The 16548-nt window shown below is 67.9% G+C and carries 11 protein-coding genes; 7 read left to right on the forward strand and 4 right to left on the reverse strand.

What is annotated here, in order from left to right; all coding sequences use genetic code 11:
- The first annotated feature begins 47 nt into the window (after positions 1-47).
- From H1343_RS13300 to pdeM, 3 genes are all read left to right on the forward strand, one after another.
- Entirely contained in the window at positions 48-2582 is a 2535-nt protein-coding gene (locus H1343_RS13300) for a ligase-associated DNA damage response DEXH box helicase (protein ID WP_425484663.1), read from the forward strand.
- Between the two features lie 68 nt (positions 2583-2650).
- Complete coding sequence (locus tag H1343_RS13305) at positions 2651-3937, forward strand: acetamidase/formamidase family protein (protein ID WP_210270037.1); 1287 nt, start codon at positions 2651-2653, stop codon at positions 3935-3937.
- Between the two features lie 120 nt (positions 3938-4057).
- Positions 4058-4774, forward strand: coding sequence for a ligase-associated DNA damage response endonuclease PdeM (gene pdeM, locus H1343_RS13310; RefSeq protein WP_185983346.1), 717 nt, complete (start codon positions 4058-4060; stop codon positions 4772-4774).
- A 1-nt stretch (position 4775) separates the two neighbouring features.
- Here pdeM and H1343_RS13315 read toward each other — a convergent pair whose 3' ends face one another.
- Positions 4776-5669, reverse strand: a complete 894-nt coding sequence (locus H1343_RS13315) for an SDR family oxidoreductase (protein ID WP_185983347.1) — start codon at positions 5667-5669, stop codon at positions 4776-4778.
- A 78-nt stretch (positions 5670-5747) separates the two neighbouring features.
- Here H1343_RS13315 and H1343_RS13320 point away from each other — a divergent pair, with 78 nt between their 5' ends.
- Complete coding sequence (locus tag H1343_RS13320) at positions 5748-6590, forward strand: helix-turn-helix transcriptional regulator (RefSeq protein WP_185983348.1); 843 nt, start codon at positions 5748-5750, stop codon at positions 6588-6590.
- On the opposite strand, the gene H1343_RS13325 is transcribed toward H1343_RS13320, so the two are convergent.
- The 3 genes from H1343_RS13325 to H1343_RS13335 all read right to left on the reverse strand — a co-directional run bounded on the left by H1343_RS13325 (position 6577) and on the right by H1343_RS13335 (position 12314).
- Complete coding sequence (locus H1343_RS13325; RefSeq protein ID WP_185983349.1) at positions 6577-7350, reverse strand: TIGR02186 family protein; 774 nt, start codon at positions 7348-7350, stop codon at positions 6577-6579. The genes H1343_RS13320 and H1343_RS13325 overlap by 14 nt on opposite strands.
- Positions 7347-8276, reverse strand: a complete 930-nt coding sequence (locus tag H1343_RS13330) for a sulfite exporter TauE/SafE family protein (RefSeq protein ID WP_185983350.1) — start codon at positions 8274-8276, stop codon at positions 7347-7349. The genes H1343_RS13325 and H1343_RS13330 overlap by 4 nt, the downstream gene beginning before the upstream one ends.
- 123 nt (positions 8277-8399) lie before the next feature.
- On the reverse strand, positions 8400-12314 hold the full coding sequence (locus tag H1343_RS13335; RefSeq protein ID WP_185983351.1) for a peptidoglycan-binding protein: 3915 nt from the start codon (positions 12312-12314) through the stop codon (positions 8400-8402).
- Between the two features lie 307 nt (positions 12315-12621).
- Here H1343_RS13335 and H1343_RS13340 point away from each other — a divergent pair, with 307 nt between their 5' ends.
- The 3 genes from H1343_RS13340 (at position 12622) to H1343_RS13350 (ending at position 16540) form a co-directional block, all read left to right on the forward strand.
- Positions 12622-13035, forward strand: coding sequence for a MerR family transcriptional regulator (locus H1343_RS13340; RefSeq protein WP_246333065.1), 414 nt, complete (start codon positions 12622-12624; stop codon positions 13033-13035).
- Positions 13036-13363: 328 nt separating this feature from the next.
- On the forward strand, positions 13364-15157 hold the full coding sequence (locus H1343_RS13345; protein WP_185983353.1) for an acyl-CoA dehydrogenase C-terminal domain-containing protein: 1794 nt from the start codon (positions 13364-13366) through the stop codon (positions 15155-15157).
- A gap of 174 nt (positions 15158-15331) precedes the next feature.
- A complete protein-coding gene (locus tag H1343_RS13350; protein WP_185983354.1) occupies positions 15332-16540 on the forward strand; it encodes an acetyl-CoA C-acetyltransferase in 1209 nt (402 codons plus the stop codon).
- The last annotated feature ends 8 nt before the right edge of the window (positions 16541-16548 follow it).

A 16548-nucleotide genomic window follows, 5' to 3' on the forward strand; every position in this document is an offset into this window, starting at 1 on the left:
GCATTGGCCGGGCGCGCCGGCCGCCTTATCTTCGGGACGTGACAGCGCTGCCGCCCCACCCTGCCCCCGAGCCGACCGAGGGCTTTCCCAGCTTTTCCCTTCCCGAGCCGTTTCTCCAATGGTTCGCGAACAAGGGCTGGGCGCCGCGCGCGCATCAACTGGACCTCCTGGCGCGCGCGCAAGCCGGCGCATCGGTCCTCCTCATCGCGCCGACGGGGGCGGGCAAGACGCTCGCGGGCTTCCTGCCCTCGCTGATCGACATCCACCGCCGCGGCAAGGCGAAGCCCGGCACCGCGCCGCGCGGGGTCCACACGCTCTACATCTCGCCCTTGAAGGCGCTCGCGACGGACATCCAGCGCAATCTCGAGAAGCCGGTGTCGGAGATGGGGCTCGCCGTCTCGATGGAGACGCGCACCGGCGACACCTCGCAATACAAGCGGCAGCGCCAGAAGCTCGCCCCGCCCGACATCCTGATGACGACCCCCGAGCAGCTCGCGCTCCTGATCGCGCAGAAGGACGCGGATCGCTTCTTCGCGGACCTTCAGACCGTGATCTTCGACGAACTGCACTCGCTCGTCATTTCCAAGCGCGGGCATCTCCTCGCCCTCGGGCTCGCGCGGCTGCGCAAGCTGCGCCCCGGCCTCAAGACCATCGGGCTGTCCGCGACGGTGGCCGACCCGGACGAGTTGCGACAATGGCTGGTCGCTCAGGGCCCCGACGCCGCGCCGATGGCCGACCTCATCACCGTGGAGGGCGGGGCGAAACCTGAAATCTCGATCCTGAAATCGTCCGAGCGCGTGCCGTGGCAGGGCCACCGCGCACGCTACGCGATGGGCGAGATCTACGAGATCATCAAGGCGCACGGCACGACGCTGCTCTTCGTCAACACGCGCTCGGGCGCCGAGATCCTGTTCCAGGAGCTGTGGCGGATCAATGAGGACACGCTGCCGATCGGCCTGCATCACGGCTCGCTCGACGTGACGCAACGCCGCCGGGTGGAAGCGGCGATGGCGAGGAACGAATTGCGCGCCGTCGTCGCCACCTCGACGCTGGACCTCGGCATCGACTGGGGCGACGTCGATCTCGTCGTCCATGTCGGCGCGCCGAAAGGCGCCTCGCGCCTCGCCCAGCGCATCGGGCGCTCCAATCACCGCATGGACGAGCCGTCCAAGGCCATCCTCGTGCCATCGAACCGCTTCGAGATCATGGAGTGCCAGGCCGCGCTCGACGCCAATTACCTGGGCTCGCAGGACACTCCGCGCCTGCGCGAAGGCGCTCTCGACGTCCTCGCCCAGCATGTGCTCGGCATGGCGGTGGCGGGACCGTTCCGGGCCGACGACCTCTACGCCGAGGTGACGAGCGCCGCGCCCTATCGCGACCTCGACCGCGAGACCTTCGAACGCGTCATCGAGTTCGTCGCGACCGGCGGCTACGCGCTGAAGGTCTACGACCGCTACGCCAAGATCCGGCTGACCGAGGACGGGACATGGCGCCTGACGCACCCCTCGATCGGCCAGCAGTACCGGATGAACGCCGGCACCATCATCGAGGCGGAGGCCCTGACGGTGCGCCTTGTGCGCGCCCGCACGCGATCGGCCGTCAAGCGCGGCGGGGCGGTGCTGGGCAAGATCGAGGAGCATTTCCTCGAGACCCTTTCGCCCGGCGACACCTTCATGTTCGGCGGCGGTGTGGTGCGCTTCGAAGGCATCCACGAGATGGAGTGCCTCGTCACGCGCGCCGGCGCGGAGGAAGAGCCGAAAGTGCCCTATTATGGCGGCACGAAATTTCCGCTGACGACCTTCCTAGCGGCGCGCGTGCGCGAGATGCTGGCCGACCCGAAGCGCTGGGGCGCCCTGCCTGCGCAGGTGGGCGACTGGCTCGCCATCCAGAAGCGCAAGAGCGTCATTCCCGGCCCGAACGACCTCCTGATCGAAACCTTCCCGAACGGCAACCGCTTCTTCATGATCGCCTATCCGTTCGAGGGGCGGCTCGCGCACCAGACGCTCGGAATGCTCCTGACGCGGCGTCTGGAACGCGCCCGCGCCAAGCCGCTCGGCTTCATGGCAAACGACTACGCGTTGTCGATCTGGGGCCGCGCCGACATGGGCGCGCTGTTCGAAAGCGGCAGGCTGCCGCTCGACGCCCTGTTCGACGAGGACATGCTGGGCGACGACCTCGAAGCCTGGATGGCGGATTCGTGGATGCTCAAGCGCACCTTCCGGCAATGCGCGGTGATCGCCGGGCTCGTCCAGAAGCGCCATCCCGGCCAGGAGAAGACGGGGCGGCAGGTCACGGTGTCCTCCGACCTCGTCTACGACGTGCTGCGCGCGCACGAGCCGGACCACATCCTCCTGCGCGCGACCTGGGCGGACGCGGCGACCGGGCTTCTCGACGTCAAGCGCGTCTCGGACCTTCTGGCGCGCGTGAAGCACCACATCGTGCACAAGGATCTCGACGAGATTTCGCCGCTGGCCGTGCCGATCATGCTGGAGATGGGCCGCGAGCGCATCGAAGGCGAAGCGCGCGATGAGCTTCTGCAGGAGGCCATGGAAAAGGAGCTGATCGAGCGGGCGCTGTCGTAGGAGGCGTCCGGTTGGCCCGCATCTTGCATCGCTTCCCTCGGGAATACCCCCGAGAGGAGAACGACCGGATGAATTGCCTAAAGACCGCGCTCGCCGCTGCCACCATGCTGGGCAGCGGCGCGGTTGGTGCGCTGGCGCAGGAGGCGCCGACTATTGCCCCGCCGATCGAGGTCGATCGCTGGGACGGGCCATACCGCTCTCTCCAGCCGCTGGACCAGGCCGCCGGCCCTGTCGAGGCCGAAGGCTCGGTGGAGGGCGAATACTATCTGCCGTCCGACCCCGAAGCGGTGATGTGGGGCTATCTGCCGAACCGCACGGTGGAGCCGGTGCTGACCGTGCCTTCGGGTGCGACGGTCACGGTCGACACGGTGTCGCACGAGGGCGTGCTCGAGGATCAGGGCCGCGACCCGAGTGCCTATTTCGCTCAGTTCGGCGTTCCTTCCGAGCACGTGCTCAGCGATGCGATCGCCGTCGCGGGCTCTGCGATCGAGCACGACTTCATCGAGGCCGGCCCGCATGTCGTCACGGGACCGATCGCGGTCGAGGGCGCCGAGCCGGGTGACGTCCTGATGATCGAGACGCTTTCGATCGCGCCGCGCGTGCCCTACGGCGTCATCTCCAACCGCCACGGGAAGGGTGCCCTGCCCGGCGAATATCCGCTCGGGCCCGAGCCTGACGAGGACGCCTCGGCGGACAATCCGGAAGCCTATCGCAACGTCTCGATCTTCACGCCGCTACGCTACCTGCGCGGCCAGCTCTACGGCGTCCTCAACGCGGGCGAGCGTGGCGAGGTGATGTTCCGCGCGACGCCCTTCATGGGCATGATGGGCGTTGCCGCAGACACCGACGAGCCGGTGCATTCGGTGCCGCCGGCCGAGTACGGTGGCAACATCGACGTGAAAGATCTCGGCGCCGGCTCCACGCTGTATCTGCCGGTGCAGGTTGCGGGCGCGAACTTCTACACGGGCGATCCGCACGCCGCGCAGGGCGACGGCGAGGTCGCGCTGACGGCGCTGGAACTCTCGGCGCGCACGACCTTCCGCCTCACTGTCCTGAAGGCGGGCGACCCACGCCTGCCGATGGGCGGCGAGATGGCCGACCCATTCGGCGAGACAGACGAGTTCTGGATTCCCGTCGGCCTCGATCCCGATCTCGACGAGGCGATGAAGAACGCGGTGCGCACCTCCATCGCCTTCCTGACCGACCGCTTCGGCATGGACCCGCAAACGGCCTACGCCTATCTCAGCGCCGCGACCGACTTCGCGGTTTCGCAGGTGGTCGACCGGACGAAGGGCATCCACGCAAAAATCCGCAAGAGCGACTTCGCCGATCTCATCGAGGCGAGCGCCGACTGAACGCGTCTCGAATGATTGCCGCCCGTGGCCGCGCGTCGCGGGCGGCATCGGTGGCCTTCCACCCGCCGCGATCCTTTGGCATGAACAGGACGAAACGGGAACAAGACTGATTCGTCCGCGATGAACATGATGCAGCGACGCTTCCGGCAGGCCGAAAGCGAAGGCGTGGAGACGGTGCTGAACGGCGGCGCGATCGTCTGCGATCCGTCGGGCGTGTTCTACGCGCCGGGCGAGCGCCTGCTCGTCGTCTCGGACCTGCATCTGGAGAAGGGCGCGGCCTTCGCACGGCGCGGCATGATGCTGCCGCCCTACGACACGGCGGCAACGCTCGCGCTGCTTTCCGGCGCCCTCGACCGCTACGACCCCGCGCGGGTGATCTGCCTCGGCGACAGCTTCCACGACCGGCACGGCGCCGCCTTCATGCCGGCGCAGAACCGCGAGGCGCTGAACGCCCTGATGGCCGGGCGGGACTGGACCTGGATCGTCGGCAACCACGACCCGGAGCCGCCCGCCCTCGTCGGCGGGCAGACGCAAGAGGAGGTCACGGTCGGCCCGTGGATCTTTCGCCACGAGCCGAGCCCGCATCCGCGCCCCGGCGAGGTCGCCGGCCATCTTCATCCCGTGGCGAAAGTCTCCGGCAACGGCCGCTCGGTCCGTGGCGCATGCTTCGCCTCGGACGGCTCGCGCATGGTGATGCCGTCCTTCGGGGTGACGACGGGCGGTCTCAACGTCCTCGATCGTGCCTTCGCCGGCCTCTTCGCGGCGGACAGGGCGCGAGCCTACGTCATCGGCCTCTCGCGCGTCTATCCGCTCTCCTTCGCCTCGCTCTGCCGGTAGCCTATCCGAAATAGCCTGATCGGCCAATGTCGGAGATCAGATCCGGCCCGGTCGGCGTCCAGCCGAGACGCGAACGCGTAATTTCGCTGGAGGCTGCCTGGTCCATGGTCGCAAAGCCGTAGAAGCCTTCGAAATGTGCCTCGGCTTCGTGGTCCGACAGCGAGACGCAGGGCAGCCCCAGACCTTCCCCGATCGCCTCGGCGATCTTGCGGAAGGCGACGCCCTCCTCTGCGTTGGCGTGCCACGTCCCACCGCTCGCGCCGTTCTCGACGACAAGGCGGTAAAGGCGCGCGGCATCGTCGCGATGCACCGCCGGCCAGCGGTTCGCGCCCTCCCCGATGTAGGCGGAACAACCCTTGCGGCGCGCTATGCCGATCAGCATCGGCACGAAGCCGTGGTCGCCCGCGCCGTGAACCGAGGGCGGCAGCCGCATGAGTTCCGCCGCGATGCCGCGCTCAAGCAGCGCCTGCGCCGCCGCGTCCGACGCACGCGGATAATCCAGAGAGGGCGGGAAGGCTTGGTCCTCCTCCGTGGCCAGGCGACCGGCGGCATCCAGTGCCGCAAGGCCGGTGGTGACCACGAGCGGTTTGCCCGTTCCCTCGACGACCGATCCGAGCGTCTCGATAGCAACCCGATCCACCGCGCAGACCTCGGCGAAGCGGGTGAAGTCGTGGACGAAGCCGGTATGGATGACAGCGTCCGCCGCCTCAGCCCCCGCGCGCAGGGTCTCCGGCCTTTCCAGGTCGCCTCGATGGACGCGCGCGCCACGCTTCTCGATCTCGGCCGCTCCGCGGTCGGACCGCGCGAGGCCCAGCACTTCGTGGCCGTTCGCCAGCAACTCATCGACGACAGCCGAGCCGACGAAGCCCGTGGCGCCCGTGACGAACACTTTCATGACCGTTCTCCTTCTTGTGCGAGAGGCTAATATCGTCCAAATATAAACCTGTTAAAGTCGTTATTATATCCGGGTATAATGAGTGACAGGATAGAGGTTCCGGCGAAGGACAATCGTCTTGGCGCCTTCCTCAGGGATCGCCGGCAGCGGCTCGATCCCGCCGCCTTCGGCTTTGCCGGACGTCGCCGCACGCCCGGCCTGCGCCGTGAGGAAGTGGCGCAGCGCGCCCATATCAGCACCACCTGGTACACCTGGCTGGAGCAGGGGCGCGGCGGCGCCCCCTCCCCGCGCGTCCTCGACAGCCTCGCAGACGCACTGATGATGACAGATGCCGAGCGCGAGCATCTGTTTCTCGTCGGCATCGGCCGGCCGCCCAGAGCGCATCCGACTGCCTCGGCGGGCATCACGCAGCGCCTGCAGAGGCTGCTCGACGGTCTTGGAGCGATCCCCGCGACCGTTGCCACCGCGACATGGGACATCATCGGCTGGAACCTGGCCGCGCGGCGCGTCCTCACGGACTACGAAACGTTGCCTGCCGGCGAGCGCAACATCCTGAAGCGCATGTTCCTGGATCCCGAGACACAGGCTGCCCAGAGCGATTGGGAGAGCGTCGCGCGTTTCCTCGTCGCCACCTTCCGGGCCGAGACGGCGCGTGCGGGAGACGACGAGCGGGCGGCGGCGCTCGTTGCGGAACTCACCAAGGCCAGCGAGGCCTTCGCCCGCATGTGGACGGAGAAGGACGTGCGCGTCGCCGGAGAGGGCGAGAAGACCATCCACCACTCGACCGCCGGTCAGATCGCCTTCGAATTCGCGTCCTTCTCGGTCGACGGGCGTCCAGACCTGAAGCTGATGATCTACAATCCGGCAAGGGACGCGGACGCCGCGAAGGTCCGCGCCCTTTGCGCGGTCAGTCCCGCTTGAAGAGGATGCGCCCGAACCAGCCGACCGCGAAAGCCAGAAGCACGGCCACCACGCCATAGGCCAGGCCATTGTTGGCGGCATAGACGGAGATGTTGTTCTCGAAGCCCGTCTTGCGCACGATCATGTCCTCGTTGCGCCCCTGCACGAAGCCGCCCTCGCGGAAGAGAAAGGCACGCACCGTGTGCCGGCCGACCGGCAGGTCCGGCGGGAGCGAGATCGTGGCGCGAAACAGGGTGGAACTGACGAACTGGATGCTGCCATAGCTCTCGCGGTAGAGCCCGGCATCGCGGCGGAGCCGGTTGAGCGCCGCGACATATTCCGGGCGCTCTTCGTCGCCAGGGTCGACGCGGTTGAAGGCAAGGTTCGACACGCCCACCGAAAGCTGCTGCATGACCTCGCGCGGGGCGATGTCGCGCAAGGGGCGCGTCGCCGAGAGCGAATAGGATTCGGGCACCGCGCCGAAGCGCTCGGCGCCGCGGTTGATCCAGATTCCGAGAAAGCGGCTGCGTTCGCGCACCACAAGCGGCCGGCGCGGGCCTTCGAGGACGACCACGATATCGTAGCGGCCCTGACGCAGGATCCGCTGGTCCGCATTGTCGAGCGCGCCGAAGACGACGAGCTGCGAACCCGCGAAATTGGTGCCGACCGCGATCGCGTCGGTCGACAGGCCGATCTCGAAGGTCTCGGTCTGCGCGCGTGCCGCTCCGGCGCCGAAAAGCGCCGCCAAGGCCAGCGTAAGAATGACGGCCAGCGCCCTCACAGTGCCTCTCCCGAGGAGAGGCTGATCGAGAACAGTTCGTCCGGCGTCACCACCAGCTCGAAGAACAGGCGTCCCGCGACGGCGAGGACGAGGATGGCGAGGAGCGCGCGGAGCTGATCACCGCGCAGCTTGCGCCCCGCCTCGGCGCCGAACTGAGCGCCGAGGACGCCGCCCACCATCAGGAGAAGCGCGAGGAGGATGTCGACCGTCTGGTTCGTGGCCGCCTGCAGGATCGTGGTCACGGCGGCGGTGAACATGATCTGCACCAGCGAGGTGCCGACGACGACATTCGTCGGCACACGCAGGAGATAGATCATCGCCGGCACCATGATAAACCCGCCGCCCACGCCCATGATGGCCGCCAGAACGCCGATGGCGAAGCCGAGCCCGAGCACCGGGATGGCCGAGACGTAGAGCTTGGAGCGCTGGAAGCGCATCTTGAACGGCAGGCGGTGGATCCAGTTGTGGTGGCCGGAGCGGCGCACCTCGCCCGAGCCGCCGGCGTGGACGCGGCGCATCGCCTGTACGCTTTCCACGAGCATCAGCCCACCCACGACGCCGAGCATCACGACGTAGAGGAGCGAGACAGCCAGATCGAGCTGGCCGAAGCGGCGCAGGATCGTGAACAGCCAGACACCGACGACCGAGCCGAGCGAGCCACCCAGAAGCAGCATCAGCGCCAGCTTCATGTCGACCGTGCCGCGCTTGAAATGCGCCAGCGCGCCCGAGAAGGACGCGGCGATGACCTGGTTGGCGCCCGTGGCCACCGCGATGGCCGGCGGAATGTTGTAGAAGATCAGAAGCGGCGTGATGAGGAAGCCGCCGCCCACTCCGAACAGGCCGGACAGGAAGCCGACCGCCGCGCCCATCCCGACGAGGACGAAGACGTTCACCGAAAGCTCGGCGATGGGCAGGTACAGGTTCACGCTGCGCAATCCGCTGAGATGCCGGCGGCATACGGGAAGAAGGGCTCGAGACGTCTTCGCCCGAACCTTTCCTTCAAGTCAAACCGAAAGCCCCCGAAAAAGGGCTTGCACATCAGCGGATGATCAAACGTTGCGCTTGAGCAATTCGCGGATCAGCGTCTCGTCGATCTCGCCGGTGACGGCGAGCCCGTTCTGCTCCTGGAATGCGCGGATCGCCGCCGTCGTCCTGTCCCCCACGACGCCGTCCGGCGTGCCCGCGTCGAAGCCGAGATTGCCGAGGATGGCCTGGACGTTGCGCACCGCGCGGCGCATGTCGACCGACGCCGTCTGCTCCGGTGGGGATTGCCATTCGGGCGGGATCTCGACGGAGTTCGCCGCTTCGTTGCGCGCCTGCGGCTGCCAGGCGGCCACCTCCTCGTCGAGGCTCGCGCGCTGGTCGGCGCTCAACGTGCGCGCCACCTCCTCGCCCTTGGCGACGGCGTCCCGGTCGCCGCTGTTGCCGACGATCCTGAACCATTTGTAGGACTGGCCGAGATCCTGCTCCACGCCAGCGCCGCGCGCATGGAGGATGCCGAGATTGTACTGGCTGTCGCGCATGCCGTGCTCGGCCGCCTCGGTGAACCAGCGCGCGGCGGTCTCCGGTTCCGCCTGCCCGTCGATGCCCGTGGCGTAGAGGACGGCGAGATTGTGCATGGCGCGCACATTGCCCTGCCCAGCGGCCAGCTCATACCACTCGCGCGCGGCGGCGCCGTTTCGTTCCACGCCGTTGCCCTTCTCGAAGAGGGTGCCGAGGCTGTACTGCGCCGGCGCGTAGCCGAGATTGGCTGCGTGGGCGAACCAGACGAGCGCCTGCGCGGGATCGGGCGCACCGGTGCGCCCTTCGACGAGACGGAGGCCGATCTCGAAGATCGCGCGCGGATCGCCGTTGTCCGCGGCCGCGACGAGCTCGGTGGAGCCGATGCCGGACGGTGCCGTCGGAAGAGCGCCTCGTGCCGCTTCGGGAAGGGTCGCGATCGCCGCCTCAGGGATTGCTGCCCGCTCCGCCACGACCGGCGCCGGCGGCGCAGCGGGCGTCGGCGCCGGCCCCGCGATCGCGGTTTCGACGGCAGCCTCGGATGCGGCCGGAGCCTGCGCGACGACCGGTTCTTCGGCGGGGATCGCGGTGATCGGCGCGGCCGTCTCGGGCGCGGACATCCGGGGCGCGGCGGCCGGCGGCTCGACGGCGGCGACCTGCGGCTCGGCCCCGGCCGGCTCCATTGCCGCGTTGCCGGTCTGCACATCTGGTGCCGTAGCGGCACTCTCCTCGGCCACGGGCCGATCGAGGCCCGCGATCGCTTCCTCGCCGGCCGGCTCACGATCGAGATAGGCACGGCCGAGCGGGATGGCCATCAACGCAAGGAGGACGGCGCCCACGGCCATGAGGATGGGCTTGCGATGCCGGCGGCCTGTCGCGCCTGGCTCATCACTGCTGCTCTCGGCCCCGTCGTTGGCCGCTTCGGCCCGCAGCGTTTCGGCCTCGGCCGCCGCCGCCAGCGCGGCCTTGCGCGCGGCTGCGATCAGGTCCGCCTTCACGGCCGGCTCGGTCCTCGCGCCCCGGTCATTGGCGGGCGCAATGGTATCGAGTTCCTCGCGCTGGCGACGCACGCGCTCCAGAAGAGAGGCGATGTCGGGCGCGCCCGATCCCGGCTCCAGTGGCCGGTTGAACTCGCGCGCGACGAGACTGTCGGAGGCATCCAGCGAAGGCGCTTCGTCGATGCGGGTGCGGGTATCGGGCGCCAGCGCGATCGTCTCGCTGTAGCGGTCGTCCCACTCGTCGCGACCGGCGACGGCATCGGCGAGCGCTGCGGCAGCGCCGCGCTCTGCGCGCGGCTCGGCGGAACTCCGTGAGAAGCGCCGCAACAAGGAGGCCCGCAGGCCACGGGGTTCGTGGGCCGGCTCGGCGTCGGACGAGGCCATTTCAGGCGGCGCGCGCTCGGCCATCGGCTCGGGCACGGGCATCGCGGCGAGAAGGGATGCGGCGAAGGGCGAAGCCTGGCGCGCGGGGCGCTCGCCGTCCTTTGCGACTTCACCCTCGATCACCGTCAGGCGCTCGACGATCTTCAGGAGCGTCGCATGAACGGCCTCGAACACCTTCAGAGAGCGATCGTCGCTCTGGCGGCTCAGCGCCTCGAGCCGCTGCAGATCCTCCGAGAGGTCGCGCACATGCTCGCTCTCGCGTCCGCGGCCGTCCGCCAGAACGAGGCGCACCGCCTCGTCGGCGGCGGCGCGCGCAGCGGCCATGACGTCGGCGCGGCCTTCCTCCAGTTTCTCCTCGATCGCGGCGAGGCGGCGACCGGTCTCCTCGTCGAGGGTCGCGCCGCTCGCCACGACAGCGCGAGAGAGCTGTTCGGAAAGACGCGCGATCTGCACCTCCAGCCCGGCGACCATCCCATCGTCGAGGCGCGTGCTCGCGGCGCCTTCCAGCCGCTCGGCGAGCTCGGTCAAGCGGCGCTCGAATTCGGCCATCTCGGGCCGCGGCTCCTCGACGGCGGCGAGTGCGGCGTCGAGCCGCTGCGAAAAGGCCTCCAGCCGATCCTCGAGTGCAGCCTCGCTCGGGCGGGTGGCGAGGAATTCGATGCGCTCGGAGAGTTCGGCAACGCGCGCCGACAGGATGTCGGCGTCTCCGCGCGCGGCCAGATGCTCGATCCGCGCGGCAAGGTCGGCGACGCGAGCCTCGATGCGTTCGACGGGCGCCATGTCGAAGGCCGCCTCGTCCCGCACAGACGTCGCAACGATCGCCTGCGCGATCTCGTCGAGGCGCTCCTCGAGGATGAGGAAGTGCTCCAGATCGGGTTCGTCCTGGCGCGCGGCGAGGATCGCGACGCTTTCGCCCAGCGCGTGCAGGCGGTCCTCGATGCGCTCGACGCCCAGCATCGTCGGCAGGCCGACGAGAGCTTCTTCCAGTTCGTCGAGGCGCAAAGCGAGGCGGTGGACGCCCTCTTGAAGCGCGGCGAGCGCACGGGTGTTCTCAGCCGTCGCCGTCCGGTCTTCCTCGCGCGTGTCAACGGCATGGTTGGACAGGGCGTCGAGGCGGGCGCGGATGGCGTCGATCTCGCCTCTCAAAAGACGGTCGAACTGACCTTCCGTCTCGCTGCGGACCGTGTCGAAATAGCGCGCCTCGAAATCGTCCCAGCGGCTTTCGACGGCCCGCACCTGTTCTTCGCTGGCAAGGCCGCGCACGGTCTCTCGCAGGCGCTCCAGCTCCGCGCGAAGGTCGAGCTTGGCCTCGCGATCGAGCTCCACATGCTCGGAAAGCCGAGCCTCGAACGCATCCCAGCGCGCATTCACCGCAGTGGCGGTGTCGTCGCGCGCCATCGACGCGATCCGACCGGAGACGTCGTCGAGTTCGACTCGGATCGCCTCCACCGAGGCGCGATCGACGCCTTCCGCCTGCATCTGCGAAAGCCTGTCGAGAATCATCGAGACGTGCCCGCCGAGGGCGTCGGCACCTTCGCGCGCGGCGAGCGCCGAGCGTAGTTCGTCGAATGCGGAGCGAATGCCGGCGAACTCGCTCTCGGAGCGCGCCGCAATGTTGTCGGCGATCTCGGCCTTCAGCGCCTGGAGATCGTCGGCGACGCCGGAGACGAGCTGGAACGTCGCGCCCTGCATCTGAAGGGATTCCACCTCGCCGGCGATCGTGCCGAAGCGGCGGTCGAGCGCGGAGGCCATGCTCCGGCGTCGGGCGATCTCGCCTTCGGCGCGCCCTGCCCCATCGGCTGCGTCCATCGCGAGGCGCGAGGCGGCGGCATCGAGCTCGGCGCGCTGGGCAAGGCGTTGCTCGATGACGGCGCGCAGACGGGCCGTGGTGGTGATGGGCTCGGATTTCGGCAGGGTCTCGTCGACATGGACAGGCTCGGGCGTCGAACCCTTGGCATGCGCGAGGCGTCCGAGCCGGGCTTCGAGGTCTTCCAACGTGCGCGTCAGCGACGCCAGAGATCCGCCCGCCGGAGCGGACGGCCGAATCACTTCCTCCGAAGCATCCTTCTGTCGTGCGCTCATCTGCCCCTCGTGGTTCCGCCCCCGTCCGAAAGCGGTCCCCGCCCCTCGGACTTCCGTTAGGGAAGGCTTAATAAAAGATCAAACCTTCCTCTGCGCGTTTACTTCTTAGAAACACAACCGGGATCGAAGCTGGATTTCGGTGTTGCCTCGAGCTTGCGAGCCCCCGATATTCGCACCTTACAGCCGGGGATTCTTGCCGACTGACAGTTGTGCAGGAAGGTCGGCGCCAGGAGAGGTGAGGCGTCCCATGATATCGGAGTCCGACAAAATCCGACGACCGCAGACGGACCCACTTGCAGGAATCAACGTGCTGCTCGGCCTGGAAGGCGATGACGGCGACCGGCGCGAAACATACAAGATCGGCGATCTCGCGAAGGAGTTCGGCGTCACGCTGCGCACGCTGCGTTTCTACGAGGACCGGGGCCTTCTCAAGCCGATCCGCCGCGGCACCGCCCGCCTGTACACGCGGCGTGACCGCGTCCACCTGATGCTGATCCAGCTCATCAAGACGCTTGGCTTTTCGCTCACCGAAGCCAAGCAGATCATCGAAGGCCGCGAGGAGGCCGAGGGCGGTCTTGCGCAGCTTCAGGACATGCTCAAGCGCTTCGAGGAACAGCACGCCCAACTCCTCGCCCAGCGCCAGGAAATCGAGACCTCGCTCGAGGCGATGGAACGCGCGCTGGCCGTGGTGCGGCACGCCCTCGCAGCTCCGGCACGCTGACGCTGCCTCTCTGGCCGGCCGAGGCTTTCGGCCGCCCTCTCCCGCCACCTTGTTCCCCTCTTCAACCTGTCGCGCCACGCGACCCGACCATCGGCCGCAGCCGTTCGGCGGCCGGTGGAGACCGGTGCAGCACCGCCGTCCCGCGCGTCGGGGGAGGATGTCGAAGGTCTTTCGACCTCTGCGATCGCACATCATAGTCGTCGACGATCGGGCGTGAGCGCAGGGCACGACGCCCTTGCCTCGCAACCGACCGATTGGTAAAAGCCACTCGATTACGTTTACGCAAACGTCAATCGGACGGATGCGGCGTTGTGGGAGAAATGCAGACATGCCGATCTACAATGCGCCCGTGCGCGACACGCTCTTCGTCCTCAACGACGTTCTCAAGATCGGACGCTTCGACAATCTGCCGGGGTTCTCGGACGCTTCGCCTGACGTGACCGAGGCGATCCTCGGCGAAGCCGGCAAGTTCGCGACGGAAGTCTTTCACCCGCTGAACCAGATCGGTGACCGCGAGGGCTGCAAGCGTGCCGAGGACGGTTCGGTAACGACGCCGAACGGCTTCAAGGCAGCCTACGACCAGTTCCGCGAGGCCGGCTGGGGCGGGCTCTCGGCGGAGGCCGAATATGGCGGCCAGGGCCTGCCCCACACGCTGGCGGCGGCGGTCAACGAGTATCTCTCCTCGGCCAACATGGCCTTCGCCATGTATCCAGGCCTGACGCGCGGCGCGATCGCCGCGATCCAGCAGCACGGCAGCGACGATCAGAAGCAGACCTATCTGCCGAAGATGATCGAGGGTTCGTGGACCGGCACGATGAACCTCACCGAGCCGCATTGCGGCACGGATCTCGGCCTGCTGCGCACCCGCGCGACGCCGCAGGACGATGGCAGCTACAGGATTTCCGGTCAGAAGATCTTCATCTCGGCCGGCGAGCACGACCTCTCCGACAACATCATCCACCTCGTTCTGGCGCGCATCGACGGCGCGCCGGAGGGGGTGAAGGGCATCTCGCTCTTCATCGTGCCGAAGTTCGTTCTGGACGATGCCGGGAACCCCGGCTCGCGCAATGGCGTGAAGTGCGGCTCCATCGAAGAGAAGATGGGCATCCACGGCAACGCCACCTGCGTCATGAACTACGACGAGGCGACGGGCTATCTCATCGGCGAGGCGCACAGGGGCCTTCGCGCCATGTTCACGATGATGAACGAGGCGCGGCTCGGCGTCGGCATCCAGGGGCTGGCGATCTCCGAGATCGCTTACCAGAACGCCGTGACGTACGCGAAGGAGCGCATCCAGGGCCGCTCGCTGTCCGGACCGAAAGCGAAGGATAAGGCGGCCGACCCGATCATCGTCCATCCGGACGTTCGTCGGATGCTAATGACCATGCGCGCCGTCAACGAGGCGGGCCGCGCGCTCGTCCTCCACACCGCGCTGAAGGGCGACCTTTCGCACGTCGCCGAGGACGAGAAGGAGCGCCAGGCCGCCGACGACTGGATGGGCCTCCTCACCCCCGTCATCAAAGGCGTTCTGACCGACAAAGGCTTCGAGAACGCGGTGATGGCGCAGCAGGTCTATGGCGGCCACGGCTACATCGCGGAATGGGGCATGGAGCAGTTCGTGCGCGATGCGCGCATCGCCCAGATCTACGAAGGTGCCAACGGCATCCAGGCGCTCGACCTCGTCGGCCGCAAGCTCGCGCTGAACGGCGGGCGCGCGATCCAGGCGTTCTTTGCCGAGGTCGGCAAATTCGCCGAGGAGAACCGCTCCGACGAGGCGATGGCGCCTTATACCAAGGGTCTGAAGAAGGGTCTGAACGATCTGCAGCAGGCGACGATGTGGCTGATGCAGAACGCCATGGCCAGGCCCGACAATGCGGGCGCCGCCTCCAACGACTACATGCACCTCATCGGGCTCGTCGCGCTCGGCTACATGTGGGCGCTCCAGGCCAAGGCCGCGCAGGAGAAACTGGCCGGAGGTGGCGGCGACGAGGCCTTCCTGAACGCCAAGCTGACGACGGGCAAGTTCTTCATGGACCGGCTGATGCCCGAGACCGCTGCTCATCTTTCGCGGATCTCGTCCGGCGCCGATTCCATGATGGCGCTGGAAGACGCGGCGTTCTGAGGCGCCGTCCGATCAATGAAGTGTCACCCCGGCCATGCCCCGGGGTCCATTCCAAACCGCCGCCACCGCCTACATGCCCCCGAAGCGGATCGCATCGCGCACCGGCATGAGTCCCGGCCCAGAGCCGGGACGACGCGGGCGGCAGGCCGGCGGACCAGTTCAAGGGAGATCATCATGGCCGAAGCCTATATCTACGATCACGTTCGCACCCCGCGCGGGCGCGGCAAGAAGGACGGCGCCCTGCACGAGGTGCCGGCCGTGCGCCTCGGCGCGAAGGTGCTCGAGTCGCTTCGCGAGCGGAACGGCATCGACACCGCCAAGGTGGACGACATCATCTTCGGTTGCGTCGACCCGGTCGGCGAGGCCGGCTCGGTGATCCCGAAAGCCTCGGCCTTCGAGGCAGGCTACGCCTTCTCCGCTCCAGGCATGCAGATTTCGCGCTTCTGTGCGTCGGGCCTCGACGCGGTGAATCTCGGCGCTGCCAAGATCGCGCAGGGCGCGGACGACCTCGTCATCGCGGGCGGTGTGGAATCCATGTCGCGCGTCGGAATGGGTATGTCCGGCGGCGCCTGGATCATGGATCCCTCGGTCGGCATTCCGTCCTACTTCATGCCGCAGGGCGTCTCGGCGGACCTCATCGCCACCAAGTACGGCTTCTCGCGTGATGACGTGGACTCCTATGCGGTGGAAAGCCAAAAGCGCGCAGGCAGGGCGTGGGAGGAAGGACGCTTCTCGAAATCCGTGGTCGCGGTGAAGGACCAGAACGGCCTCACCATCCTCGACCGCGACGAGCACATGCGCCCGACGACGGACATGCAGTCGCTGGGAAGCCTCAACGCCTCCTTCGCCATGCACGGCGAGATGGGCGGCTACGACGCCGTCGCGATCCAGGCTCATCCGGAACTGGAGAGCGTCAACCACGTCCACCACGCCGGTAACTCGTCCGGCATCGTCGACGGCGCCGGCGCGGTCCTCCTGGGCTCGAAGGAGGGCGGCGAGATGCTGGGCGTGAAGCCGCGTGCTCGCATCCGCGCCTTCGCCAATATCGGTTCGGACCCCGCGCTGATGCTGACCGGCCCGGTGGACGTGACGGAAAAGCTTCTCGCCCGCTCGGGGATGCAGCTTTCGGACATCGACCTTTTCGAGCTGAACGAGGCCTTCGCGGCCGTGGTGCTGCGCTATCTCCAGGCTTTCGAGATCGATCCGTCGGTCATGAACGTCAACGGCGGCGCGATCGCCATGGGCCATCCGCTGGGCGCCACGGGCGCCATGATCCTCGGCACCGCTCTCGACGAGCTCGAGCGGCAGGACAAGAACACCGCGCTCGTCACGCTGTGCATCGGCGCCGGCATGGGCACCGCGACGATCATCGAGCGCGTCTGAGGGAGGCA

It is taken from the genome of Aureimonas mangrovi, from assembly GCF_014058705.1.
GTDB lineage: Bacteria > Pseudomonadota > Alphaproteobacteria > Rhizobiales > Rhizobiaceae > Aureimonas > Aureimonas mangrovi.

Coding starts and splice junctions, on each gene's coding strand:
- H1343_RS13350 (WP_185983354.1), top strand. CDS start 15,332: ATGGCCGAAGCCTATATCTACGATCACGTTCGCACCCCGCGCGGGCGC.
- H1343_RS13345 (WP_185983353.1), top strand. CDS start 13,364: ATGCCGATCTACAATGCGCCCGTGCGCGACACGCTCTTCGTCCTCAAC.
- H1343_RS13335 (WP_185983351.1), bottom strand. CDS start 12,314: ATGAGCGCACGACAGAAGGATGCTTCGGAGGAAGTGATTCGGCCGTCC.
- H1343_RS13320 (WP_185983348.1), top strand. CDS start 5,748: ATGAGTGACAGGATAGAGGTTCCGGCGAAGGACAATCGTCTTGGCGCC.
- pdeM (WP_185983346.1), top strand. CDS start 4,058: ATGAACATGATGCAGCGACGCTTCCGGCAGGCCGAAAGCGAAGGCGTG.
- H1343_RS13315 (WP_185983347.1), bottom strand. CDS start 5,669: ATGAAAGTGTTCGTCACGGGCGCCACGGGCTTCGTCGGCTCGGCTGTC.
- H1343_RS13305 (WP_210270037.1), top strand. CDS start 2,651: ATGAATTGCCTAAAGACCGCGCTCGCCGCTGCCACCATGCTGGGCAGC.